This is a genomic window from Pannonibacter sp. Q-1, assembly GCF_054073275.1.
In genome coordinates, this window is record NZ_JBSXNB010000004.1 from 371,448 (window position 1) to 394,943 (window position 23,496).

Annotated in this window: 23 protein-coding genes; 7 read left to right on the forward strand and 16 right to left on the reverse strand. The window is 62.8% G+C overall.

Annotation, left to right across the window (positions count from 1 at the left end; translation table 11 throughout):
* Positions 1-197 precede the first annotated feature (197 nt).
* From ACVNHC_RS13175 to ACVNHC_RS13210, 8 genes are all read right to left on the reverse strand, one after another.
* A complete protein-coding gene (locus tag ACVNHC_RS13175; protein WP_457167521.1) occupies positions 198-1,136 on the reverse strand; it encodes an ornithine cyclodeaminase family protein in 939 nt (312 codons plus the stop codon).
* Between the two features lie 73 nt (positions 1,137-1,209).
* The gene (gene arsH, locus ACVNHC_RS13180; RefSeq protein WP_457167522.1) at positions 1,210-1,944 is read right to left on the reverse strand and encodes an arsenical resistance protein ArsH; all 735 of its coding nucleotides are present in this window, start codon (positions 1,942-1,944) and stop codon (positions 1,210-1,212) included.
* Between the two features lie 214 nt (positions 1,945-2,158).
* On the reverse strand, positions 2,159-3,382 hold the full coding sequence (gene nqrF, locus ACVNHC_RS13185) for an NADH:ubiquinone reductase (Na(+)-transporting) subunit F (protein ID WP_050472833.1): 1,224 nt from the start codon (positions 3,380-3,382) through the stop codon (positions 2,159-2,161).
* A gap of 10 nt (positions 3,383-3,392) precedes the next feature.
* Positions 3,393-4,001, reverse strand: a complete 609-nt coding sequence (gene nqrE, locus ACVNHC_RS13190) for an NADH:ubiquinone reductase (Na(+)-transporting) subunit E (protein WP_050472832.1) — start codon at positions 3,999-4,001, stop codon at positions 3,393-3,395.
* Positions 4,001-4,654: an NADH:ubiquinone reductase (Na(+)-transporting) subunit D gene (locus ACVNHC_RS13195; RefSeq protein WP_058899600.1), complete on the reverse strand. Its 654-nt coding sequence runs from the start codon at positions 4,652-4,654 to the stop codon at positions 4,001-4,003. The genes nqrE and ACVNHC_RS13195 overlap by 1 nt, the downstream gene beginning before the upstream one ends.
* Positions 4,654-5,478, reverse strand: coding sequence for a Na(+)-translocating NADH-quinone reductase subunit C (locus ACVNHC_RS13200; RefSeq protein WP_457167523.1), 825 nt, complete (start codon positions 5,476-5,478; stop codon positions 4,654-4,656). The genes ACVNHC_RS13195 and ACVNHC_RS13200 overlap by 1 nt, the downstream gene beginning before the upstream one ends.
* Positions 5,475-6,671 carry an NADH:ubiquinone reductase (Na(+)-transporting) subunit B gene (locus ACVNHC_RS13205; protein ID WP_050472829.1) on the reverse strand — a complete coding sequence of 399 codons (1,197 nt, stop codon included), beginning with the start codon at positions 6,669-6,671 and terminating at the stop codon, positions 5,475-5,477. Before ACVNHC_RS13205 ends, ACVNHC_RS13200 begins: the two co-directional genes overlap by 4 nt.
* 4 nt (positions 6,672-6,675) lie before the next feature.
* Positions 6,676-8,019 carry a Na(+)-translocating NADH-quinone reductase subunit A gene (locus tag ACVNHC_RS13210; protein WP_122520278.1) on the reverse strand — a complete coding sequence of 448 codons (1,344 nt, stop codon included), beginning with the start codon at positions 8,017-8,019 and terminating at the stop codon, positions 6,676-6,678.
* 190 nt (positions 8,020-8,209) lie between these two features.
* Between ACVNHC_RS13210 and ACVNHC_RS13215 the strand changes: the two genes are divergently transcribed.
* Positions 8,210-9,229 (forward strand): FAD:protein FMN transferase, encoded by a 1,020-nt coding sequence (locus ACVNHC_RS13215; RefSeq protein WP_457167524.1) that lies wholly within the window; start codon positions 8,210-8,212, stop codon positions 9,227-9,229.
* 19 nt (positions 9,230-9,248) lie between these two features.
* On the forward strand, positions 9,249-9,485 hold the full coding sequence (nqrM, locus tag ACVNHC_RS13220; protein WP_457167525.1) for a (Na+)-NQR maturation NqrM: 237 nt from the start codon (positions 9,249-9,251) through the stop codon (positions 9,483-9,485).
* A gap of 73 nt (positions 9,486-9,558) precedes the next feature.
* On the opposite strand, the gene ACVNHC_RS13225 is transcribed toward nqrM, so the two are convergent.
* Complete coding sequence (locus tag ACVNHC_RS13225; RefSeq protein ID WP_019964767.1) at positions 9,559-9,744, reverse strand: hypothetical protein; 186 nt, start codon at positions 9,742-9,744, stop codon at positions 9,559-9,561.
* A gap of 370 nt (positions 9,745-10,114) precedes the next feature.
* Between ACVNHC_RS13225 and ACVNHC_RS13230 the strand changes: the two genes are divergently transcribed.
* Positions 10,115-11,947, forward strand: coding sequence for an SLC13 family permease (locus ACVNHC_RS13230; RefSeq protein ID WP_457167526.1), 1,833 nt, complete (start codon positions 10,115-10,117; stop codon positions 11,945-11,947).
* A gap of 81 nt (positions 11,948-12,028) precedes the next feature.
* On the opposite strand, the gene ACVNHC_RS13235 is transcribed toward ACVNHC_RS13230, so the two are convergent.
* A complete protein-coding gene (locus tag ACVNHC_RS13235; protein ID WP_050472824.1) occupies positions 12,029-12,781 on the reverse strand; it encodes a TetR/AcrR family transcriptional regulator in 753 nt (250 codons plus the stop codon).
* A 218-nt stretch (positions 12,782-12,999) separates the two neighbouring features.
* Between ACVNHC_RS13235 and ACVNHC_RS13240 the strand changes: the two genes are divergently transcribed.
* From ACVNHC_RS13240 to ACVNHC_RS13255, 4 genes are read left to right on the forward strand one after another with little or no spacing between them, the layout of a single operon-like run.
* On the forward strand, positions 13,000-14,448 hold the full coding sequence (locus tag ACVNHC_RS13240; protein ID WP_457167527.1) for an aldehyde dehydrogenase: 1,449 nt from the start codon (positions 13,000-13,002) through the stop codon (positions 14,446-14,448).
* A gap of 51 nt (positions 14,449-14,499) precedes the next feature.
* Positions 14,500-16,086 carry a phytoene desaturase family protein gene (locus tag ACVNHC_RS13245; protein ID WP_457167528.1) on the forward strand — a complete coding sequence of 529 codons (1,587 nt, stop codon included), beginning with the start codon at positions 14,500-14,502 and terminating at the stop codon, positions 16,084-16,086.
* Positions 16,087-16,090: 4 nt separating this feature from the next.
* A complete protein-coding gene (locus ACVNHC_RS13250; protein ID WP_123194530.1) occupies positions 16,091-16,300 on the forward strand; it encodes a hypothetical protein in 210 nt (69 codons plus the stop codon).
* A 1-nt stretch (position 16,301) separates the two neighbouring features.
* Positions 16,302-17,417, forward strand: a complete 1,116-nt coding sequence (locus tag ACVNHC_RS13255) for an iron-containing alcohol dehydrogenase (protein WP_457167529.1) — start codon at positions 16,302-16,304, stop codon at positions 17,415-17,417.
* A gap of 146 nt (positions 17,418-17,563) precedes the next feature.
* Here the strand turns inward: ACVNHC_RS13255 and ACVNHC_RS13260 are convergent, their stop codons facing one another.
* From ACVNHC_RS13260 to ACVNHC_RS13285, 6 genes are read right to left on the reverse strand one after another with little or no spacing between them, the layout of a single operon-like run.
* The gene (locus ACVNHC_RS13260; RefSeq protein WP_457167530.1) at positions 17,564-18,529 is read right to left on the reverse strand and encodes an amidohydrolase family protein; all 966 of its coding nucleotides are present in this window, start codon (positions 18,527-18,529) and stop codon (positions 17,564-17,566) included.
* Between the two features lie 8 nt (positions 18,530-18,537).
* Positions 18,538-19,701 (reverse strand): M24 family metallopeptidase, encoded by a 1,164-nt coding sequence (locus tag ACVNHC_RS13265; protein ID WP_457167531.1) that lies wholly within the window; start codon positions 19,699-19,701, stop codon positions 18,538-18,540.
* Positions 19,701-20,648, reverse strand: a complete 948-nt coding sequence (locus tag ACVNHC_RS13270; protein ID WP_122520286.1) for a D-2-hydroxyacid dehydrogenase — start codon at positions 20,646-20,648, stop codon at positions 19,701-19,703. Before ACVNHC_RS13270 ends, ACVNHC_RS13265 begins: the two co-directional genes overlap by 1 nt.
* Positions 20,649-20,655: 7 nt before the next feature.
* A complete protein-coding gene (locus ACVNHC_RS13275) occupies positions 20,656-21,951 on the reverse strand; it encodes a TRAP transporter large permease (protein ID WP_122520287.1) in 1,296 nt (431 codons plus the stop codon).
* Entirely contained in the window at positions 21,948-22,442 is a 495-nt protein-coding gene (locus tag ACVNHC_RS13280) for a TRAP transporter small permease (RefSeq protein WP_050472816.1), read from the reverse strand. The genes ACVNHC_RS13275 and ACVNHC_RS13280 overlap by 4 nt, the downstream gene beginning before the upstream one ends.
* A gap of 57 nt (positions 22,443-22,499) precedes the next feature.
* Positions 22,500-23,483: a TRAP transporter substrate-binding protein gene (locus ACVNHC_RS13285; RefSeq protein WP_457167532.1), complete on the reverse strand. Its 984-nt coding sequence runs from the start codon at positions 23,481-23,483 to the stop codon at positions 22,500-22,502.
* Positions 23,484-23,496: the final 13 nt, after the last annotated feature.

Consider the following 23,496-nt stretch of genomic DNA (forward strand, 5'->3'; position numbering starts at 1 on the left):
GACCAGATGGGACCGCCGGCCCTGCGGGCACAAGATGACACACGCCAGCCAAGACGGGGCGAATGGGCCCGGGAAACGCACGCCGCTCCATACCGGCGCACATGTCCCACGGACGGCCTCCTCCTGTCAGACGGCCTTTTGAAACAAAATTGCCAAGCCAATGAAACAAGCATTTCAACCTCCCGAGGTTGCCGCTCTCAAGCCAGCGCTCCATCCAGCAAATCATGGATCAGCTGCGCCGTGATCAGATCGAGGTGGGCGCCGCCGCCGTTCTTGTAGAGGGTGATCTCGGTGTCTGCGCCCCGCCCGGCGCGCCCTGCCACGAGGTCGAAGAGGTCGCCCGCCACGTCACCGGCGGTGATGAGCCCGTTGCGGATCGGGATCAGCAGCTCGCCGATCTCGGCCACGGTCGTGTCGCGGCAATCGACAAAGAGGCGTGAGCGCTGAAGCGCGGTATCATCCGCCTCCCGCATGTCCGGGCGGTAGGCGCCAACGAGGTCAAGGTGGCAGCCTTCCGGCAGCGCATCACCCGGAATGAAGGGCGTCTGCGCCATCGTGGCGCTGCTGATCACATCCGCCTGCGCCATGGCCGCGCGCAGATCACTGCAGACCTTCACCTCCGCCGGCAGAGTGGCGAGCCTGCCGGCCAGCGCTTCCGCCCCTTCCCGGCTGCGGTTCCACACAAGAACGGTGCTGTAGGGCCGCACCGACAGATGCGCCCGGATCAGGGGCTCGGCCATGGCACCCGCCCCGATCATCAGCAGAACCCTTGCATCCTGCCGGGCGAGAAGATCCGCACCCAGAGCCGAATCTGCGGCGGTCTTCCATGCGGTAATGGCCGCGCCGTCGATGACGGCCACCGGCGCACCGCTGTCTCCGTCGAAGAGGATGAAGCTGCCCTGAACCGCCGGGCGCGGCGGCGTTGCGCGCGGGTTGCCGGCAAACACCGTGACAGCCTTGACGCCCAGCATCCTGCCCGGGAACCAGGCGGAACGGACCAGAAGATTGCCGGTGCCGGACGCAAGATGCATGTCCTTGACCGCAGGCTCCGCCAACCGGTGCGCCGCACGCATGGCCTCCACAAGCGCCGGCCATGTGAGCGCCTTGTTGACCTCTTCGGCCCCAATCAGCTTCATTTTCATCTCCCGGCCCTCTTGTCTTCAGGCTCCGGCTTGAACCTGCGTGGCACCCGGCGTGAGGCTGTTCACCTCATGTTGCCGCGGACTGGTTGACGCGCTTCATCAGAGCCTCGGCGCTTTCCTTGCGCTCGGAGTAACGGTCGACCAGATAGTCCGACCGGCCGCGCGTCAGCAGCGTGAACTTCATCAGTTCCTCCATCACATCGACAATCCGGTCGAAGAAGGGCGACGGGCGCATCCGTCCCTCGTCGTCGAATTCCTGGAAGGCTTTCGGAATGGAAGACTGGTTGGGGATCGTCAGCATCCGCATCCAGCGGCCGAGGATGCGCATCTGGTTGACCGCGTTGAAGCTCTGCGAGCCGCCGGAAACCTGCATCAGGGCGAGGGTCTTGCCCTGTGTCGGCCGCACGGCGCCATCCGACAGCGGGATCCAGTCGATCTGGGTCTTCATCAGGCCGGTCATGGCGCCATGGCGCTCCGGGCTCGACCAGACCATGCCCTCCGACCAGGCCACCAGATCGCGCAGCTCACGCACCTTCGGATGGCTGGCATCCACCCCATCATCCACCAGCGGCAGGCCCGAAGGGTTGAAGAACCGCACCTCGGCGCCAAACCGCGTCAGGATGCGCCCGGCCTCCTCGGCCGACAGCCGGCTGAAGGAGCGTGGCCTGAGCGACCCGTAGAGGATCAGGATCCGTGCCGGATGGGTGCTGACGGGCGCAGAGAACAGCCGGTCCTCGTCGATGGCTGCAAAGCACGTCTCATCGATCTGCGGAGTGGAATGGGGGGCAGCAGGGTCAGACACTCGAGTTTCCTTATCGCCTCGATGATTGTTCACGGTCAATGCCAGGGCCTGATAGCAAGGCTTTCGATGCTGACGCATCACGCCTTGAAATTTCCCAGGCGCCGCATCGCGCTTTACCAGTTTGCCCGTCAGGCAAGCCCATCTGGAGCCGGCATAAAACCCTGCCATAGAAAAAGCCGCCGGGCGCTTATTGGCCCGGCGGCTCTTGTCAGGATCAGCCGCCGAAATCGTCCAGCATGATGTCTTCGCGGTCGACGCCCAGGTCGAGCAGCATCTTGATCACCGACTGGTTCATGATCGGGGGACCGCACATGTAATATTCGCAGTCCTCAGGCGCGGGATGGTTCTTGAGGTACTGCTCGTACAGCACATTGTGGATGAAGCCGGTGTAGCCCTTCCAGTCATCCTCCGGCAGCGCATCGGACAGGGCGACATGCCATTCGAAGTTCGGGAATTCGGCAGCAAGGCCGTCGAAATCCTCGACATAGAACATTTCGCGCTTGGAGCGGGCGCCGTACCAGAAGGTGATCTTGCGGTCCCGGTTCTTCAGGCGCTTCAACTGGTCGAAGATGTGGCTGCGCATCGGCGCCATGCCCGCACCGCCGCCGATGAAGATCATTTCCTTCTTGGTGTCGCGGGCGAAGAATTCGCCAAACGGACCCGAAATGGTGACCTTGTCGCCCGGCTTCAGATTGAAGATGAAGGACGACATCTTGCCCGGAGGCACGCCTTCGGCGCGCGGCGGGGGCGAGGCAATGCGGACGTTGAGCATGATGATGCCCTTCTCGTCCGGATAGTTGGCCATCGAATAGGCGCGCTCAAGCCCCTCGTCCACGCGCGATTCATAGCGCCAGAGATTGAACTTGTCCCAATCCTCGCGGTACTCCTCGGCCACATCAAAGTCGCTGTACTTGACCACATGCGCCGGAGCCTCGATCTGGATGTAGCCGCCGGCGCGGAAGTTCACATCCTCGCCTTCGGGCAGTTCCAGAACCAGTTCCTTGATGAAGGTCGCAACATTGTTGTTGGAGCGGACGGTGCATTCCCATTTCTTGACGCCGAAGACCTCGTCATGGACCTCGATCTTCATGTCCTGCTTGACCGCGACCTGACAGGACAGGCGGTCGCCGCAGGCTGCTTCGCGCTTGGTGATGTGGGAGGTTTCGGTCGGCAGGATCGAGCCGCCGCCTTCCAGCACCCGCACGCGGCACTGCGCGCAGGTGCCGCCGCCGCCGCAGGCGGAGGGGACGAACAGCTTCTCAGCCGCAAGGGTCTGCAGAAGCTTTCCGCCTGCGGGAACCGAAATCGTCCGCTCCCCATTGATGGTGATGTTGACATTGCCTGAAGACACCAGCCGCGCACGCGCGAAGATGATGAGCGTGACCAGCGCCAGCACGATCAGGGTGAAGAAAAGAACGCCGAGGGTGAAAGTCTGCATCTGTCCAGCCTCAGAGGTTCACGCCCGAGAAGGACATGAATGCCAGAGCCATCAGCCCGGCTGTGATGAACGTGATCCCAAGGCCCTGCAGGCCATCGGGAACGTCGGAATATTTCAGCTTTTCACGCACGCCTGCCATGGCGGCAATGGCCAGTGCCCATCCAAAGCCGGAGGACACACCATAGACCATGGACTCGGGAAAACTGTAGTTGCGTTCGACCATGAACAGGGAGCCGCCGAGGATGGCGCAGTTCACCGTGATGAGCGGCAGGAAGATCCCCAGCGCGTTGTAGAGCGGCGGGAAATACTTATCGAGCGTCATTTCCAGGATCTGCACCATGGCCGCGATAACGCCAATATAGGCAATCAGGCCAAGGAAGCTGAGATCAACATCCGGGAACCCGGCCCATGCCAGGGCGCCGGGCCCCAGAATGTAGGTGAGCAGCAGGTTGTTGGCCGGGATCGTGATGGTCTGCACGACCATCACGGAAATGCCCAGGCCCAGAGCCGTGGCGATTTTCTTGGACACAGCCAGGAAGGTGCACATGCCGAGGAAGAACGACAGGGCAAGGTTCTCAACGAAAACCGCCTTCACCGCGAGGGATAAGAGTTGCTCCATCAGTGCTGCTCCACGACCTGAATGCGGTATTCGCGTTTCTCGACCTGCTTCGGCTTCCAGCTGCGGAAGGCCCAGATGATCAGTCCGATGACGAAGAAGGCGGAAGGCGGCAGAAGCAGCAGGCCGTTGGGCACATACCAGCCACCGTTGTTCACGGTCTGGAACACGGTCACGCCGAACAGCGTTCCTGACCCGAACAGTTCACGAATGAAGGCCACCATCATGAGGATCAGGCCGTAGCCCATGCCGTTGCCGACACCGTCGATGAAGGAAGCCACCGGCGGGTTCTTCATGGCAAAGGCCTCGGCCCGGCCCATGACGATGCAGTTGGTGATGATCAGGCCGACGAACACCGACAGCGTCTGTGAGATCTCGAAGGCATAGGCCTTGAGCACCTGATCCACCACGATCACCAGACTGGCGATCACGACCATCTGCACGATGATGCGGATCGATGTCGGGATCTGGTTGCGCATCACCGAAATGAACATCGAGGAAAACGATGTCACGAAGGTCACCGCCAGCGCCATCACCAGGGAAAGCTGCAGCGAGGTCGTCACCGCCAGTGCCGAACAGATGCCAAGAACCTGCAAGGTGATCGGATTGTTGTCGACCAGCGGGTCGACCAGCATGGACTTGCGTGATTGCGCCATCAGATTTCTCCTGCGCGAACATTGGCGAGGAAGGGAGCATAGCCCCTATCGCCCATCCAGAAGCGGACGAGATTCTCAACACCGCGGCCAGTCAGCGTGGCACCGGAAATCGCATCAATGTGATGCTCCTGCCCCCGGGGAGGAGCCATGCGCGAAATCGTGATCGCCACATCTCCGGCGTCATTGTAGATCGACTTGCCGCTCCACTGGGCACGCCAGCGCGGGTTGTCGACTTCGCCGCCAAGGCCCGGCGTTTCCGCGTGCTGATAGAACTGCAGGCCATAGATCGTGCTGCCATCCGCCTCGATGGCAACATAGCCGTACAGCGTGGACCACAGGCCATAGCCATGGATGGGCAGAATCACCTTATCCACGGCGCCATTGGCATCGCGAAGAATATAGACAGACACGAACCGGGCCTGACGCACGATCGAAGCCGGGTCATCGGTCAGGGCAACGGAGAGTTCCGGATCCTTCGCTGCAGCGCGGTTATCGAAGGTGGCCGGGTCAAACTTGTCAGTCAGCCGCCCGGTCTCCAGCTCAAGAACTCCGGGCTCGAACACGGCAAAGGCCTTGGCAACGTCCTGGCCGGGCTCATAAAGGCCGGCCACCTGCAGAATGTTGATCTGCTGGTTGCGCAGGGCATTCTGCTGCTGCAGCGGCCTCAGGCTGACAGCCGCCAGAGACACCACCATCGAGGCAACGAGGCAGAGGACGACCGCCACAAAGATCGTCTTCGGCGTTGAATCGGCAGGCAGGGCGAGGAAGCGGCCGATCGGCCCCTTCTGCGTTTTTGCCGTAAGCGTTTCGCGTTGGTCACTCATAGACGCCGCGCCCTCCGCTTGATGTTGGCCTTGACGACGAAATGATCGATCAAGGGCGCGAAAACATTTCCGAACAGGATCGCCAGCATCATGCCTTCGGGGAAAGCCGGATTGATCACGCGGATCATCACGACCATCACGCCGATCAGCGCCCCATAGACATAGCGGCCGGCGTTCGTATGGGATCCCGAAACGGGCTCCGTCACCATGAAGGCGAGGCCAAAGGCAAAGCCGCCCGTCACAAGGTGCCAGTACCAGGGCATGGCAAAGGCCGGGTTGCTGTCGGATCCGATGAAGTTGAGCAGGGCCGAGAAGCCGATCATCCCTGCCATGCAGCCCAGCACCATCCGGTAGTTGGCAATGCGGGTGACAAGCAGGAAGGCGAGGCCGATGAGGCAGGCGAGCGTCGACGTCTCGCCCAGGCTGCCCTGAATGGTGCCGATGAAGGCGTCCATCCACGTGATGCCATAGGTGACGAGCTGCTGATGGCCCTCGGCGGCAACGACGGCCAGCGCCGTGGCGCCGGAGAACCCGTCAACGGGCGTCCAGACCGAGTCTCCCGACATCTGTGCCGGGAAGGCGAAATACAGGAACGCACGGCCGACCAGCGCCGGATTGAGGAAATTCTTGCCCGTACCGCCGAACACTTCCTTGCCGATCACCACGCCAAACGAGATGCCGAGCGCAACCTGCCACAGCGGCGTCGAAGCCGGCAGGATAAGAGTATAAAGCATCGAGGTGACGAGGAAGCCCTCGTTCACTTCGTGACGGCGGACGGTGGCGAAGAGGACTTCCCAGACGCCGCCGACGGCGAGCGTGACGATATAGATCGGCAGGAAGTACAACAGGCCATGCAGCATGTTGGCCAGAGGGTTGGCGGCATCGAAGCCGATCCCCAGAGCCTCGATGATGGACGCGCGCCAGCCGCTCGCGCCATGGCTGGCAATGGCAAGATTGACCTGCAGCCCCGTGTTGTAAAGCGCCATCAGGATGCAAGGGATGGTCGCGATCACCACATAGGTCATGATCCGCTTCATGTCGATGTAGGACCGTGCATGCGGTGCCACAGTCGTCACTGTGCGGGGGGTGTAGAGGAAGCTTTCCACCATTTCATAAAGCGGGAAGAACCGCTCATAGCGGCCTCCCTTGGTGAAATGCGGCTCGATCCGGTCGAAGAAACTGCGCAAACCCACGCGATCAGCCCTCTCTTTCGATCTTCGTCAGGCAATCGCGCAGGGCAATGCCGTATTCATATTTGGCAGGACAGGCAAACCCGACCAGGCCGAGGTCCTCCTCGTCCAGCTCCAGCGCCCCGAGTGCCTGCGCCTCGTCGGTGTCCATCACCAGAAGGGCGCGCAACAGCTGCGTCGGCAGATAGTCCTGCGGCATCAGCTGCTCGAAGGTTCCGATCGGAACCATGGCGCGCCGGCCGCCGTTCAGATTGGTGGTCAGCGCATAAAGCTTCTTCGTGAAGGCCGAGCCCAGCACCGGCTGCACGGCGAATTTGGAAGCCATCGGCCGGATCCAGCCGAGCGGGATCTGCTTGTGATCCTCTTCGATCAGCGTGACCTGCCGCGCATAACGGCCGAGATAGGCCTCGGCGCCGGCACCGGCCCGGCCGCTCAGCACCGATCCGGAGATGAGGCGCACCGGCACGCCGGCCGGGTTCTCACCGGCCGTAAGTTCGGCCATCGACGCGCCGGCAATGGTGCGCACCAGACGCGGATTGGCCGCCAGCGGCCCGCAGATGGCCACAACGCGGGAGCTGTCCAGATAGCCGGTCAGCAGCAGCTGCCCGATGGCGATGACATCGGCATAGCCAATACTCCAGACGGTCCGTGCAGCACTTGGCGGCGCCAGAAAATGCATGTGGGTTCCGGCAAGGCCTGCAGGGTGCGGCCCGCTGAACTGCGCCACCTCGACACCGGGCACCGATGCGCCCGGCAAGCTTGCGCCGTCCTCGTGACACAGGAAAGTCTTTCCCTCCGTCAGCATGGCGACTGCCTGCAAGCCGCGCTCGAAGGCTTCGGCGCGAGCGGTAATCACAGGCACCGGATCTGCCGCAAGAGGCTCGGTGTCCATTGCCGTGACAAAAATCGCAGCAGGCCGGGATTCGGGCGAAGGCACCTTGGAATAGGGACGGGTGCGGAAAGATGTCCACAAGCCGCTGGCACAAAGCCGCTCCACCAAACCTTCCGGGGTGCTGATGTCTCCGGTCTGCCCGAAGTGCACAGGCTCGGCGGCCGCCGGATCAACCGTAATCTCGACGCTGATCAGCTTGCGCTGCGCGCCGCGGTTGATGGCTTTGATTCGCCCGCTCACAGGCGAGGTGACCATCACCTCGGGCGTATCTTTATGCGTGAGGATGGGGGCCCCTGCCCCGACTGCATCGCCCTCAGCGACCAGAAGCCGTGGCTTCAGACCAATGTAATCCGCGCCCAGGATGGCGACGGTGCTGACAGCCGGTCCGTCCTGCTCACCCGCGCTTGGGGCACCGAGGATCGGAAGCTGGAGACCTTTGCGAAGCGAAAATTTCTGCACCTGAATCTCTACCCAGTGATTTTATCCCCCTTATGCCTTCCCTTCTTCGAAAACGGAACCTTTTCCGGGACATGTCCTGTTTTTTTTTGCCCCATTACGGTTTCAGTTGCAGAGACTGGCATCACGACGTATTCACGACCAAACTCTTGGCGCTTTGCGCCCCCTGTTTTCATAAGATGGAGAAACTCCAGTGTCTGGTCTGACCTCGATTTCCCGGCGATCCTTCCTGATCATGACGGCCGCACTTGCTGCCTGCAAGCCGGGGTCTGAGCTGCTGAAGCTGTCCGGCCAGACCATGGGTACAACCTGGAACATCACGGCTGTCAGCAACGGGCAGAACGTGGACGCAAAGGATCTGAGTGCAAAAGTTCAGACCGCGCTGGCCGATGTGACCCGTGCCATGTCGAACTGGGACAAGACCTCCGATCTGTCGCGCATCAACGCCGCCGCAGCCGGCGAGCCGCTGAACCTGTCGCCCGGAATGAACACCGTGCTCAGCGCCGCGCAATCCGTGCATCAGGCCAGCGAAGGCCGGTTCGACATCACCTCCGGCCCGCTGATCGACCTCTGGGGCTTTGGCGCGGCACAGGTGCAGCAGCGCGCGCTGCAGGATGCCGAAATCGCCGCCGTGATGGATTCTGTGGGCCAGTCCCGCATGCTGACGCTGGCCAATGGCTCACTCGTCAAGTCGGCTTCCGGCACCAGCATCTATCTCTCGGCCATCGGCAAGGGATATGGCGCCGACCGGGTGGCAGAGGTGCTGCGCACGGCCGGCCTGACCGATTTCATGATCGAGATTGGCGGCGACCTTTACGCATCGGGCCACAATGGTGCCGGCATGCCGTGGCAGATCGGCATCGAGGTTCCGCTCGCCGGCGAAGCCGGGGTGCATCGCAAGATCGGCGTGTCCGGGCTTGGCATGGCCACGTCGGGCGACTACCGCAACTATTTCGAAGCTGACGGCAAGCGCTACTCGCATATCATCGACCCCACCACGGGCCGTCCGATCACCCACGCGACCGTGTCTGCGACCGTTCTGGCCGAAAACGCGATGCTGGCGGACGCCTGGGCGACAGCCATGCTGGTGCTGGGCCGTGAGCGCGGGCTGGAAATCGCCGAGACGCAGGGCCTTGCGGTCATGTTCATCGAGACGTCCGGCGCCAAGCTCATCACCAGGGAAAGCAGCCGTCTGGCATCCCTGACGGCCTGAACAGGCAAGGACAGCACCCATGGCAACCCTCACGATCGCTTTTGTTCTGTTCCTGATTGTGGTGCTGGGCATGGCGATCGGGGTGATCGTGTCGGGGCGCACCATCAAGGGAAGCTGCGGCGGACTGAACGCGATTTCCGGCGCCGATCATTGCCTTGTGTGCAAGCGCGAGATTGATCCGAACAGCCCGCTGCATGAGCGCATGGCCTGCCCGCGCAAGCGCCAGAAGATGGCGGAGGCCAATCAGGCCTCCTGACCTTCCTGCTGCGTCACCAGGCTTTGCCGGTGCCAAATACCTCAGCGCCCCGGCATCTCAGCACCCCATCACCTTAGCGGCCTGGCACCAGAGGCACGAAAGCCAGAACCAGCAGCGTTGTTGCGGCCAGCAATCCGTAGAGCCAGAGCTGCCACCTGGGGCCTTCTGCCTTCCACACACGCCTGTAGCTGTAGCCTGCAAGACAGGCCACGATGAACAGTACCGTTGCAACAGCTGGCGTGAGATGGATATCGGGCAAACTCGGGCACTCCTCGGGCGGCTGCAGGTTTCCGGACGTGAAGCTCTAAGCAAGTTTGTGCCGCTTGGCCACAGCCTTTGTCCATTGCGCAGAGTGCGGCCCGAAAATCCGGCCGGGAGCCCGCAAGCGCATCTGCGCTCGCAGGCACCGCTCTTCCTTTCACCACCCTCGCCATCACGGCTTCCAAAGCAGTATAATATCTTCCTGCAAAGCCATGAAATCACACAGGCGCCCGGACAATGGGCCGCCCGTCTCACACGGGCACAACAAGGCTCTGGGAGGTTCCGGCGGTTGCCAGTCTGCCCCTGTTCGGGGATGATGCCCTCGTCATCCCCGCGCCCTGCCCCCTGCCGCCAACGAGGTTCTGCCCATGTCTGCGCTTGCTCAGGTTCTTGCCCTCCTTGGCGCTGCGGTGATCATGTTTGCGATCAACCGGCCGCGCATGGATGTGGTGGCGGTGATCATGATGACGGCCTTGCCGCTGACAGGCGTGATCAGCATGCAGGAGGCGCTGGCCGGGCTGTCCGACCCGAATATCGTGCTGATTGCGGCGCTTTTCGTCATTGGCGAAGCGCTGGTGCGCACGGGCGTGGCGCAGCGGCTGGGCGACTGGCTCACCCTCAGGGCAGGCGCCAGCGAGGCGCGGCTGATTTTTCTGCTGATGCTGATCGTGGCCGGTGTCGGCTCCTTCATGTCCTCCACCGGGGTGGTGGCCATTTTCATTCCCATCGTGCTGCGCATCGCCCGCAAGGCCCGCATTCCGGCGGGCCGGCTGATGATGCCCCTGTCCATGGCGGCGCTGATCAGCGGCATGATGACCCTCGTCGCCACAGCGCCAAACCTTGTCATCCACGCCGAACTGATCCGGCAGGGGCATGAGGGCTTCAGCTTCTTTGCCTTCACCCCCTTTGGCGTGCCCGTGCTGCTGCTGGCAGTGCTCTACATGCTGGCGGCGCGGCGGTTTCTCTCTCCCGGCGAAACGGCGGAAGTCTCAGGCCGTGCAGCCCTCAGAAGCTGGGTGGAGGATTATGCCATCGGCGGCCGCGAGCACCGGCTGCAGGTGATGCCCGGCTCAGGGCTTACCGGCCGGCGGCTCGACACGCTGGACCTGCGTGCCAGTGCCGGCATCAACATCATCGCCATCGAACGGGGCAATCTGTTCCGCCGCAAGCTGATCTCGCCCCAGGCCGCCACCGTGCTGGAGGCCGGCGACATCCTGATGATCGACCAGCGGGTCAGCAGCGAAAAATCCGGCTTTGACTTTGCCAGTTTTGCCCGCACCCATGGCCTTGCGGAACTGCCGGTGACGGAGCAATGGCTTGCCGACACCACGCAGGAAATCGGCATGGCGCAGATCCTTGTGCCGCCGGGCTCCCGCCTGACCGGAAAGACGCTGATGAGCGCGAAGTTCCGTTCGGTCTATGGCCTGTCGGTCATTGGCATGAAGCACGGCACGGAACCGGTGCCCGAAGCTGTCACCGCCGAAGTCCTGCAGGCAGGCGACACGCTGCTGGCTGCCGGTCCCTGGCGGTCGATCCGCAATCTGGCGGACGAGCGGCGCGATCTGGTGCTGCTGGACCTGCCGGCCGAATCCGAAAATGCCGTCCATGCCCGCCACCGGGCCCCGCGGACGCTGGCCGTGCTGGCGCTGGTGATCGCGCTGATGGTGTCGGGCATCGTGCCGAATGTTCAGGCAGCGCTGTTCGGATGCCTGCTGCTCGGGCTGTTCCGCTGCATCGGCATGGCAGAAGCCTACCGCTCGATCCACTGGCAGAGCCTCATCCTGATCGTCGGCATGCTGCCCTTCTCGCTGGCGCTGCAGCGCACCGGCGGGGTCGATATTGCCGCCAGCCTGCTGCTGGACATTCTGGGAGAGGCAAGCCCGCATCTGGTGCTGGCCGCGCTCTTCGCCACAACCTCCGTTCTGGGCCTTTTCATCTCCAACACGGCAACTGCCGTGCTGATGGCGCCGGTGGCTCTGGCGGTGGCGCAGGAGATGAACACCTCGCCCTACCCTTTTGCCATGACCGTGGCCCTGGCCGCCTCCGCCGCCTTCATGACGCCCGTATCCTCGCCGGTGAACACGCTGGTCGTCGGACCAGGAAACTACCGCTTCGGCGACTTCATGAAGATCGGCGTGCCCTTCACGCTGATCACCCTTCTCACCAGCGTGCTGCTGGTGCCGCTGATCCTGCCGTTCTGACGCCATCTCTTCATGGGTTTACCCGTGCAGCACCCGGTTATGTCCTCCGGGGAACGTCCATGGGCATGATGTATCAGCCTCTCAAGTTCTGGCATCCGCACTGGATTCCTGACTATCCAGCATCTCGTTCAGAAGCGGCGGCATGATCGTGGCGAGGGACTTCTGGATTTCGTCCGGGTTGTGCCACACCTTGCCGGAATATTTCCGCATCACTTCTCCAGGCAGGGTTCTCGCCGTTTCACTCGGGGTTGCCAGCATCAGCAGGACCAGTTCGGCCGCCTGCGGGGCGATCGTCCGGTCATCGGGGAACTGAAGCCGGGCGCGAACGGCAGCGCCGACGACAGCCAGCAATCCGCTGAACAGAAAATCCGTCGGCCCGGTCCTGAAGTCACCACTACGGAAGCCGACCAGCACGTCCTTGCGGATCCCCCGTGAGATATGTTCGTAGAACACACCCATGTTCGTCAGCGCATCACTGACCAGCCGCCCCCAGTCCGGGATTGCCGAGGCCATCTCGATGAAGATCTGGGTGGCCAGCGCCACCCGCTCGGGCCCAGTCTCGACCTCGCGGATATCCTGATCGACGATGGTGACGAATGTGGCGGCAACTGCCCGGCCCACCGCCTCCATGATCTCGTCCATGTTGGCAAAGTGATAATAGAACGTGCCGCGCGAAACCTGAGCCTTGGTCACGACGTCATCGACCGAGGTCTGCGCCAGCCCCTTTGCGGCAAATTCCGCAATTGCACAGTCCATCAACAGCGCGCGGGTCCGCACCCGTTTCTCCCGGTCGCTCGCTGCGCTGCGGAAGCTGGCAGGATTGGGAATCGTCATGGCTTCACTCCCCGGTCACTCCCCCTTCATCACCTTACCGGGCGGTGAAGGCAAGCCGCCTCCATCACTCGGCATGAATTATTGACACAAGTGTCGAAAAATGAATAACTGACACATGTGTCAGAAATTGAAGAGGAGCGGTTCCTGACACCCGGACCTTACAGCCGGTCATCTGCCGGCCAGCCATCCAGGGCTGGCCTTCTGCCGGGAGGAGCAAAATGCTGTCTGAACTGATCATCGATAACCGCCCTACTGCCGCGAGCGGAGGGGCGACCGCCATACGGCATGATCCGGTGACGGGCGAGCCCGTGACCACCTTTGCCGCAGCAACGCCGAAAGATGCCATTGCGGCCGTCAAGTCCGCAGCAAGGGCCCTGCCTGCATGGGCGAAGACCGGCCCGTCCTACCGCCGCGATATCCTGCTCAAGGCGGCAGACCTGCTTCAGGAACGGGCCAGCCAGTTCGAGAAGATGATGATCAGCGAAACCGGGGCCTCGCTGCCCTGGGTGCGCTTCAACGTGCGCCTGGCCGCCGGGATGCTGCGCGAGGCAGCCTCGCTGACCACCCACATCAAGGGTGAGATCATTCCCGCCGACAAGCCGGGTGCCCATGCCTTTGCCTTCCGCCGGCCGGTGGGCGTCGTGCTGTCGATCGTGCCCTGGAACGCCCCCATCATCCTTGCCGTCCGCGCCTTTGGCACGGCGCTGACCTGCGGCAACACGGTGGTGCTCAAGGCCTCGGAGAACAGCCCAGGCACGCAATATCTGCTGGCGCAGGTGCTCATTGATGCCGGCCTGCCTGCCGGAGCGATGAACTTCATCACCCACACCCGTGAAGACGCGCCAAAGGTTGTCGAGGCGATGATCGCCTGTCACGAGGTGCGGCGGGTGAACTTCACCGGCTCGACGGCCACCGGGCGCATCATCGCCCAGATGGGGGCAAGGCATCTCAAGCCTGTGCTGCTGGAGCTGGGCGGCAAGGCCCCGCTGCTGGTGCTGGACGACGCAGACATTGATAACGCCGTACGCGCTGCTGCCTTCGGTGCCTACATGCATCAGGGACAGATCTGCATGTCAACGGAACGGGTCGTCCTCGACACCCGGATCGCCGATGAATTCGCCCGCAAGATGAAGGTCAAGGTCGAGAGCCTTGCTGCCGACAACCCTCATTCATCGAACGCTCCACTGGGCGGTCTGATCAGCCCGGATGCTGCCGCACGTGTGGAAGCCCTGATTGCCGATGCGGTTGACAAGGGCGCCGTGGCACTGGTGCGCGGCACCCATGACGGGGCGGTGATGCAGCCGAGCCTGCTCGATCACGTGACGCCGCAAATGCGGATCTACTACGAGGAATCCTTCGGTCCCGTCACCTGTCTCGTCCGGGTCAATGATGCCGAAGAGGCCATCGCCGTTGCCAACGATACGGAATACGGGCTGAAGGCCGCGATCTTCTCAAGCAACATTACCCGTGCGCTGGACATCGCCAACCAGCTGGAATTCGGCTGCTGCCACATCAATGGCCCCACCGTCTACGACGAGGCGCAGATGCCGCTCGGCGGCATGAAGGCATCCGGCTACGGCCGGTTCGGTGGTCATGCCGGGATCAACGAATTCACGGAAATCCACTGGGTCACCGTCGAAGACCCGAACCAGCACTATCCAATCTGAGTGCTGCGGCCAGCAAAGACGTAAAACCTGATACCTCAAGGAGTGACCACAGTGGCCTCGACCTATGACTTCATCGTCATCGGCTCCGGACATAACGGGCTGACGGCTGCATGTTACCTTGCCAAGGCTGGCAAGAAGATCCTCGTTCTGGAACGCAACGACTGGTACGGCGGTGGTGTCGTTACCAAGGAAATCATTGCGCCGGGCTTCAAATTCGACCTGCATTCTTCGCTGCACGTCAACATTCAGGCAAACCCGCTGATCATCAATGACGAGCTGAAACTGCAATCAAAATATGGGCTGAAGTACATCTATCCGGACGGCGTCTATTCGACGATGTTCGATGATGGCACCGCCCTTGTCACCTACAAGGACGTGGAGCGCACATGTGAATCCATCGCCCAGTTCAGCCAGCGGGATGCGGAAGCCTATCGCAAGTTCGCGGCGATGAGCATGAAGATCCTGCCGATGGTGACGCAGAGCCTCTTCGTGCCTGCACTGCCCCAGGGCCCATTCTACGCCCTGCTGGATCAAAGCCTTGAAGGGCAGGAGATGATGCGCGCGCTCCAGATGTCCAAGCTCGACATCTGCCGCGAGTTCTTCGAAAGCGACAAGCTGATTATCCATCTACTGAAATTTGCCGCTGAAACCCTGACCGCGCCGGAGGAAATGGGCACGGGCTTCGTCATCTACACGATGCCGGGCATGGTGCACCGGCACCCGATCGGCGTTCCGGTGGGCGGCTCGGGCGCGCTTGTCGATGCGCTGATCGCCTGCCTTGAGGACCACGGCGGTGAATTGCGCGGCCGCACACATGTGGAGAAGGTGATCACCGAGGGCGGCAAGGCCGTAGGCGTGCGGCTTGAGGGCGGAGAGGTGATCCGCGCCCGTGACGGCATCATCGGGCAGATCCACCCTCACCTGCTGGGAGAGATGGTAGACGGCCTCGATCCCGGTGTCGTGCAGCGGGCCAAACGGACCCAGAGCGGCGCCTTCTCGATCATGCCGCAGCATTACGCGCTGCACGAAACGCCGAAGTTCAAGGCCGGGGAAGAGGTCGGACGGGTCGTCCTGCAGAACTACACCCCCTCAACGCTGGAACGCTTCCTGCGGGTCTTCGACAACTACCGCTATGGCGACATGTGGGCGGAAGGCTCCAATGACACGATCCTGGCCTCGCACATGCAATGCCAGTTCGATCCTACCCAGGTGCCGGAAGGCAAATGCGCCATCACCGTCTATGGCTTCGGTCCGTTCGACCTGCGCGGGGGCGGCTCGTCCGAGTGGGACCGCCGCAATCAGGAGATGGCTGACTGGCTGCTGGAGCGCTTCCGCGACTACACCACCAACATGAGTGACAGCAACATCATCGGCCGGCGGTTCGACAGCCCGCTGGAGGTGTCGCGCCACTCGCCGATGTTTCAGCGCGGCGATGTGTCGGGCATCGGCGAGTACCTGCACCAGATCGGAGGGCAGCGCCCGACGCCGGAGCTTGCCAAGCTGAAGGTTCCGGGACTTTCGAACCTCTATCTCACCGGAACGGCTATCAACGTGTCCTCGGTCAGCGGCGCAGGCCGCGCAACCGCGATCAAGGTCTGTCAGGACATGAAGATCAACTTCGACAAGCTCTGCGGGTGAAGCCATGAAAATGCAAGGACCTGACGGGTCGGAACTGATTGAAGTTCTTGACGTTCAACCCCACGAAAACGGGCTTTTGCTCAGCGGCCAGATCATGGGCGCCATGCCGATGAAGGCCGTGCTGCGGCCCAGCCAGCTCCGTGCTGGCTTGAAGTTCGTATCGGTCAGGCTGGTGTTCCGCCTGATCGCAATGCTGTTCCGGCGGGATGGCTGAGATGGACTTCGCACTTTCCTTTCCCCGGATCGTCTTCGGTCCGGGGAGTGTCTCGCGCTTGCCGGAAGAACTGGCTGCGCTCGGCATCCGGCGCCCGCTGCTGGTCAGTGACCCCGGCCTTGTGCGGCTAGGCCATGTAAACCGCGTTGCGGACTTGCTGGGCACGCAATGCACGGTCTTCGCGGAGACCCCCGAAAATCCTACTTCAGCCGGCGTGATGGCTGCAGTGGCCAGGTACCGGGAGGGGCAATGCGATGCCGTGGTGGCACTGGGCGGAGGCTCGGCGATCGACACGGCAAAGCTCGCTGCCGTCATCGCAGGACAAGGCGGGGAGCCGGCCACCTATCTTGGCCATCCCGAGCGGGTGGAAATGACAATCCGGCCTGTCGCCGTGGTGCCAACCACCGCCGGAACGGGGTCGGACAGTTCACCCGATGCAGGCATTCATCCTGATGCACAGTCCATCTCCGCCGGCATCACCTCGCGTTTCGCCGTCCCGCGCCTTGCGCTGTGCGATCCGGAGCTGACCGTCACGCTGCCCGCCAGCCTGACGGCGGCAACCGGGCTCGATGCCATTTCCCATTGCGTGGAAGGCTATCTCGCCAAGGGGGATAACCCGCTGGCAGACACGCTGGCACTGGACGGGCTGGCCCGCGCCTGGCGCTGGGTGGAAGTGGCCACGGCGGACGGGCAGAACATCGAGGCCCGGGGCCAGATGTTGCTGGCGGCATGGGAAGGCGGCATCGCCATCGCCAAGGGACTGGGGCCGGCCCATGCCATCGCCATCAGCTGCGGCGATCAGGGGCTACACCATGGACGGCTGAGTGCATTGGGCGTGCTTGCCATGCTCGGCCTGATGCGGGAAAAGCTGCCGGAACGGGTCGCTGCGCTGAACCGGGCAGCAGGCTTTTCCCCCTCGGCTGATTTCGGCGCCGCCCTGAAAGCGCTGATGCAGCGGCTGTCCCTGCCGGTAACGCTGGCGCAAGCCGGCTACCGCATGGGAGACATGGATGCCCTCGCCCATGCCTGCGCGGCAAGCCATTTCAACGTCACCGCAGGCTACCGGCCCGGCGCTGCGGAATACCGGATGATGCTTGAGGTGATCAGCGGACAGTGACGCCAGAGCACAAGCGTCATTTCCCAGCCCTCCCTATCAGCACTGCCAGAAACGAAAGCCCCCAACGAAAGCCCCCAACAAAAGCCCCCGGTGAGCCGAACTCACCGGGGGCTGTTTCGTTTCCCCTGCCCTTACCCTGCCGAAGCTCAGAGCTTCAGCAGGGAGGCCGCATTGTCATGGCAGACGGCACGGCGCTCGATATCCGAGATTGGCGCTGCCTCGATCCATTCGCCCGCCTCGCCCGCGCTTTCAAACGGATAATCTGCCGAGAACAGCACCCGGTCTGCTCCCAGCATGTCCAGCGCACAGCGCAGCGGCGCATCGGAGCACATGCCTGAGGTGGTGACCCAGATATTGTTGCGGAAGTAGCGGGAGGGCGCATGCTCAAGCCGCATCGCTCCCCGGTTGGAGATTTCCCAGCGGCTGTCGAGACGCCACAGCAGATAGGGCAGCGTTTCGCCCAGATGCCCCAGGATCAGGCGGGCATTGGGAAAGCGGTCAAAGGTGCCCGAAAACACCAGCCGCAGCGCATGGGTGGCGGTTTCCACCGTCCACGACCAGACCGGGCCGAAAAGCTCCGGGTGGCCGCTGTACATATGTACCACTTCCGGCGGGTTGTTGGGATGGATATAGACCGGCACCGCCAGATCCGAGACCCTTTCCCAAAACACCGAATAGCGGTCATCATCCAGATAGGTGCCGCCAGTCTGGCCATTGATCATGGCCCCCTGCATGCCAAGGTCACGCACGCAGCGTTCCAGTTCATCGGCAGCCGCCGCCGGATCCTGCATGGCCAGATGGGCGAAGCCACCGTAACGGGCGGGCTGCTTCGCCATTTCTGCGGCCAGATGATCGTTCACCTGACGGGCGAGTTTCACCGCCGTATCCATGCGCTTTTCAGCCTGAACGCCGGGCCCTGCAAGGGAAAGGACCGCCTTGGTGATCCCGGCCTCATCCATCGCCGTCAGCCGCCGTTCGCCGAAATCCAGCAGGGCTTCACGTGCCTTGCCGAACAGGTCCGGGCTGATGTTGATGGCGGTCGTGCCGAAATAGTCGAAGAAGTCCGGATGCATGAAATGCTCTTCGAGAGCGATCTTCGCAGTATGGGTCATCATGGTTCTCACAGTTCAAAGATGCGCTTCTCGGTGCGGTGCAGGCACTCGCCGGGACCGTCAGCCTCGATCATGTAATTGTCGCAGATCACCGCAAAGACCCGGCCATCGTCATAGCCAGGATGAACGGCAAGGCACATCCCCTTGGCCAGCGGCATGGTCTCGTCGCGGCGGATCAGCGGGCGCTCCACCATCTCGCAGCCCTGTCCGTGGGCATAAAGCCGTGTCTCGGCTGGCAGGCCGCGTGAGGTCATCCAGACATCATGGGCGGCGGCAATGTCTGCCGGAGCAGTTCCCGGCTTCATCAGGGAAAGCGTATGGTCCTGCGCTTGCCTGACGTTCTCGAACGCCTGCAGGAGGTGGTCATCGGCACGGCCCAGAACCATGGTGCGGGCGATTTCCAGATAGAGGCCGCCGGGCCCGTTGATCTCGATCAGCAGCGACATGTGATCACCCGGCTGAAGGGTACGGGTCTGGAAGGGGCGGTTCATGAAGCGGGAGGGCTGCCCCATCGGCGCCGAAAGCCCCAGATAGATCCCCTGATCACTGCCAAGACGGCGGCCCACGGCTTCCGCATGGCTGGTCACGTCCCGGTCGCTCACGCCGGGGCGGATGAAATCGCAGACCTCGGCAAAAACCTTGTCCTGCAAGGCCGCACACTGCCGGATGAGAGAGATTTCCTCGGCACTCTTGATGGCCTTCACCCGGTCCAGCGCATCGGTTGCATCGGTCAGATCGAAGCGGGAAACCAATGCACTCATCATGCCATGCGGCAGTGCGGACGGCACCAGAACGCCCAACCGTTCCACGCCCTGCAACGCCTGGAGCAGGAGGTCCGTGTCATAATCAACCGTATAGCCGATCGAATGGAAGGACGGCGTACCCAGAATCCGGCCCACGCCGCGTGTGGCACCCGCAGCCGTATCCGTCAGCCGGTCGGTGCCGAATGCCCCCATTTCGACCACCACCATCGGACGGTCTGCAAAGAAGACCACGCTGCGCGGATAGCCGTTGTTGGCGGGCACATCGGTAAACCAGCGGACATAGCCGCCCATCCAGTCCTCACGCGCATGCATGACAAGGGCGTCCAGCCCCAGATTTGCCATGACGCCCCGTGCAACGGACCAGCGGCGCTCCATCTCGGACGCGGTAATGGGTGAGTTGGTCTGCATCAGTTGTCCCTCTTGTCCAGACGCCCGGTCAGCGCGGAAACGCCGCCGCGCAGCCAATCGGCCATGTTGCGCGCAACCACCGGCAGCGCCTGTTCGTGATAGGTGGCGGAAAACCCGCCGATATGCGGGGTGACGATGACATTGGGCATCGACCAGAACGGGCTTTCCGGCGGCAATGGTTCGGCGGCGAACACATCCAGCCCCGCCCCTGCAATCTTTCCGCTCCGCAGCACCTCAAGCAGCGCCTCCTCATCGACACAGCCGCCGCGGGCGATGTTGATCAGCCAGGCATCCGGACGCATCGCGCCAAGCACCTGGGCATTGATGATGTGATGGGTCTGCGGGCTATGAGGCACGAGGATGACGAGGAAATCGGCCTCATGGGCCGCCTGCGGCAATTCCTCCCGCCGGTAGATCCGGGCAAAGCCCGGCACCTCGGACCGCCCGCTGCTGACGCCGGTCACTGTCATGCCGAAGGCGCGGCAGATCCCCGCAAGGGTTTCCGCAATGGCGCCAAGCCCGACAATGCAGACGGTGCGCCCGCTCAGTAGCGGCTGTTTCCACCGCTCCCAGCGCCCTTGCCGCTGATTGTCCAGCATCGCCGGAAAGCGGCGGATGCCAGCCAGCATCATCAGGATGGCCAGCTCCGACATCTGCGGACCATGAATCCCGCCGCAGCTGGTCAGGGCAGCGCCTTTCATCTGCGGATTTCCCAGAAGATTGTCGACGCCGGTCGTCAGGGCCTGAACCCACTCCAGCCGGGGAGCCGCCGCCAGCAGCCGGTCCTGCAGATAGGGAGCAAGGCCGATCAGCACGCGCGCGTCCGCCGCCGCCGCGATGGCCTCCTCCAGATCGCCTGTGGCGGTGATGGACAGCGAGGGAAACTGTTCCGACAAGTGCCTCGCATAGTAGGCAGCCTCGGAGTCAAAGATCACGATACCGGTCATTGATGCCTCAATAGAGCAAGCGTGGCAGCCACAGCGTCAGCTGCGGGAAGGTGAGGATGAGCCCGACCAGAAGAACGGGAGCGATGAGGAACGGCGCGATGCCGCGGTATAGCCCCGACATCGGCATGTCCGGCACCTGCGCGCGGATGATGAAGAGATTCATGCCCACCGGCGGCGAGATCAGCCCCAGTTCCACCAGCACCACGACCAGGACCCCGAAGAGGATCGGGTCATAGCCGTAGCCCACGACGACCGGCAGGAAGACGGGCACGGTGATCAGGACCATGCCGAAGCCTTCGAGGAAGCAGCCCAGAAGAATATAGAGGAAGATGATGATGCCCATCACCGTGAACGGCGACAGCTGGGCTTCCAGAGCCAGTTGCAGCAGGGTATCGGGCAGATGGGTCTGGACGATGAACTGGCCGAAGAGCTTGGCCCCCATGATGATGAGGAACAGGGTGCAGGACATCAGGACTGAGGCCTGAACGGCCTTGAGCAGCCCCTCCAAGGACAGGCTGCGCCGGGCGAAACCGATAAGGATCGCGCCAAAGGCACCGATTGAAGCAGCTTCATTGGGGCTGAAAAGGCCCGTGTAGATGCCGCCGATGGTCACTGCGAACAGCAGCGCAAAGGCCCAGGCGTGACGGAGCGCTGCGATGCGCTCCTTGAACGTGGCTGAAACCTCGACCGGTGCGCCGCCCCGGTGAGCGACCCACAGAGCCACGATGCCGTAGAGCACGGCCAGCAGAACACCGGGCAGCAAAGCCGCAGCGAACAGCCGTGCAACCGACTGTTCGGCGATGGACCCGTAAATGACCAGAACGATTGACGGCGGGATCAGGATACCCAGCGTGCCGCCTGCCGCAATGGTGGCCGCCGAATACCCTTCCTCATAGCCTGCGCGTTTCATTTCCGGCAGGGCGATGCGCGTCATGCTGGCAGCCGTTGCCACCGACGAGCCGCAGATCGCCCCGAAGGCGCCCGACGCTGCCACGGTCGCAATGCCCAGTCCGCCGCGCAACCCTGACAGCATGACCTGCGCTGCCCGGAAAAGATCAGACGACATGCGCGAGCCGGACGCGATTTCACCCATCAAGATGAACAACGGGATCACCGACAGGCTGTAGCTGCCGGCCGTGTCGAAGAAGGTGGTGCTGGTGATGAACTTCGCCATGTTCAGATTGTTGAGGAAGATGTTGCCAACCACCCCGACAACCGCCATCGCCAGCCAGACCGGCTGCCGCAGGAAAAGCATCACGAACAGCAGCACGATGCCGGCAATGCCGAACTGAAATCCGGTCATTCGTGCCCCTCCGGCTGCTTGCGCAGATAGTGCAGGATCTGCACCAGCGCGCCCCACATGATCCCGGCCAGGCCAATCAGCGCGACAACCCAGAGGATCCATTGCGGCAGACCCAGTTCCAGTGATTTTTCTCCCCAGCGCAGGGCATCATTCAGCGGGGCGAGCGACGACCAGCCGATGAACAGAACCATAGCTCCCGTGCCAAGGGCTGCGATGGTGCCGAGAATGCGAACCCCGGTCTGGCCAATGACCGGATCGATCAGATCAATGATGATTTCTGCACGGCGCACGAGCACTGGCGCGGTGCCAAAGGCCACCATGACCAGCAGCGCAATCGAAACCAGATCGATGGCCCCGCGCAGCGGTTTGTTGAAGAGGGCCCGCTGCCCCACATCCACGATGACGAACAGCATCATGGCAATCAGCGCGGCGCTGGCAATCCAGAGCATGATCCTGGACAGAAGCGGCGGCGTTGGATCAGTATCCTGCATCAAGGAACTCCGGTTCAGGGAAGAGGCCCGCCCCGCAGGGAGCAGGCCGTTCCTGGATCACTTGCTATAGGCTGCGACGAACTCTGCCCCCGGCCCGCTGACGGCCGACACGGCACGCTCGACGATGCCCTCGAAGCTGGAATGGAGCGAGTTGAGCTGCTCGCTGGTCAATTCGACGATCTTCACGCCCTGATCGGTCATGTACTTGCGCGCCACCGCTTCGCCTTCATCCCAGCGCTTGCCGAATGCCTCGGCACGGTCCGGACCTGTGGTTTCCGTGATAAGGCTGCGCTGCTCCTCGGAGAGGCGGTTCCAGGCCTCATCGCTGATCACAACCGCAAAGGTGGCCGACACCAGCCCCGGCTCCAGCGAGTAGCGCGTGACCGGCCCCAGATCGAAGGACATCGCCGCCTCAAACGGGAATGCAGCCCCGTCCACCACACCGCGGCTCATGGCATCGGCGGTTTCGGCCGGCTGGACGGCTGCGGGCGATGCGCCCAGCGCCTCGATGACCTGCTGCCAGATGCTGCCCGCATAGCGGATGCGAAGTCCCTTGAGGCTGTTCAAATCCGACGGATCGGTCTTGGCGAAGTGCATCTTCAGCGGCGGTGTGACGGCCATCCAGAGAATGCGCGTTCCCTCATGTTCGGCGGCGAGGTACTGCGGTGCCAATTCGGTCAGGCGGCGCGAGGTGATCTGGCTGTCGCGGCCCGCCGACGGATAAGTCAGCGGCAGTCCGGCCAGTTCGCTCATCGGGAAGCGTCCCGGCGTCGCCCCATGCAGAACAACGGTGATATCCGCACCGCCTGCCCGGACCAGATCGAACTGGCGCGGAGCGGGGCCAAGCTGCCCGGCAGGATAAAGCTCAAGCTTCAGCGCGCCATTGGTGCGCTCCGAGAGTCCCTTGCCCCAGTCGGTAATTTCGTGATTCATCGAATGGTTGGGCGGCAGATAGGTCGACACGCGCAGCGTCTCGGCCAAGGCCGCGGTATTCATGCCGATCGCCAGCGCGGCTACGGCTGCAAAGCTCGTCAGTTTCATCCTCATTCCTCCC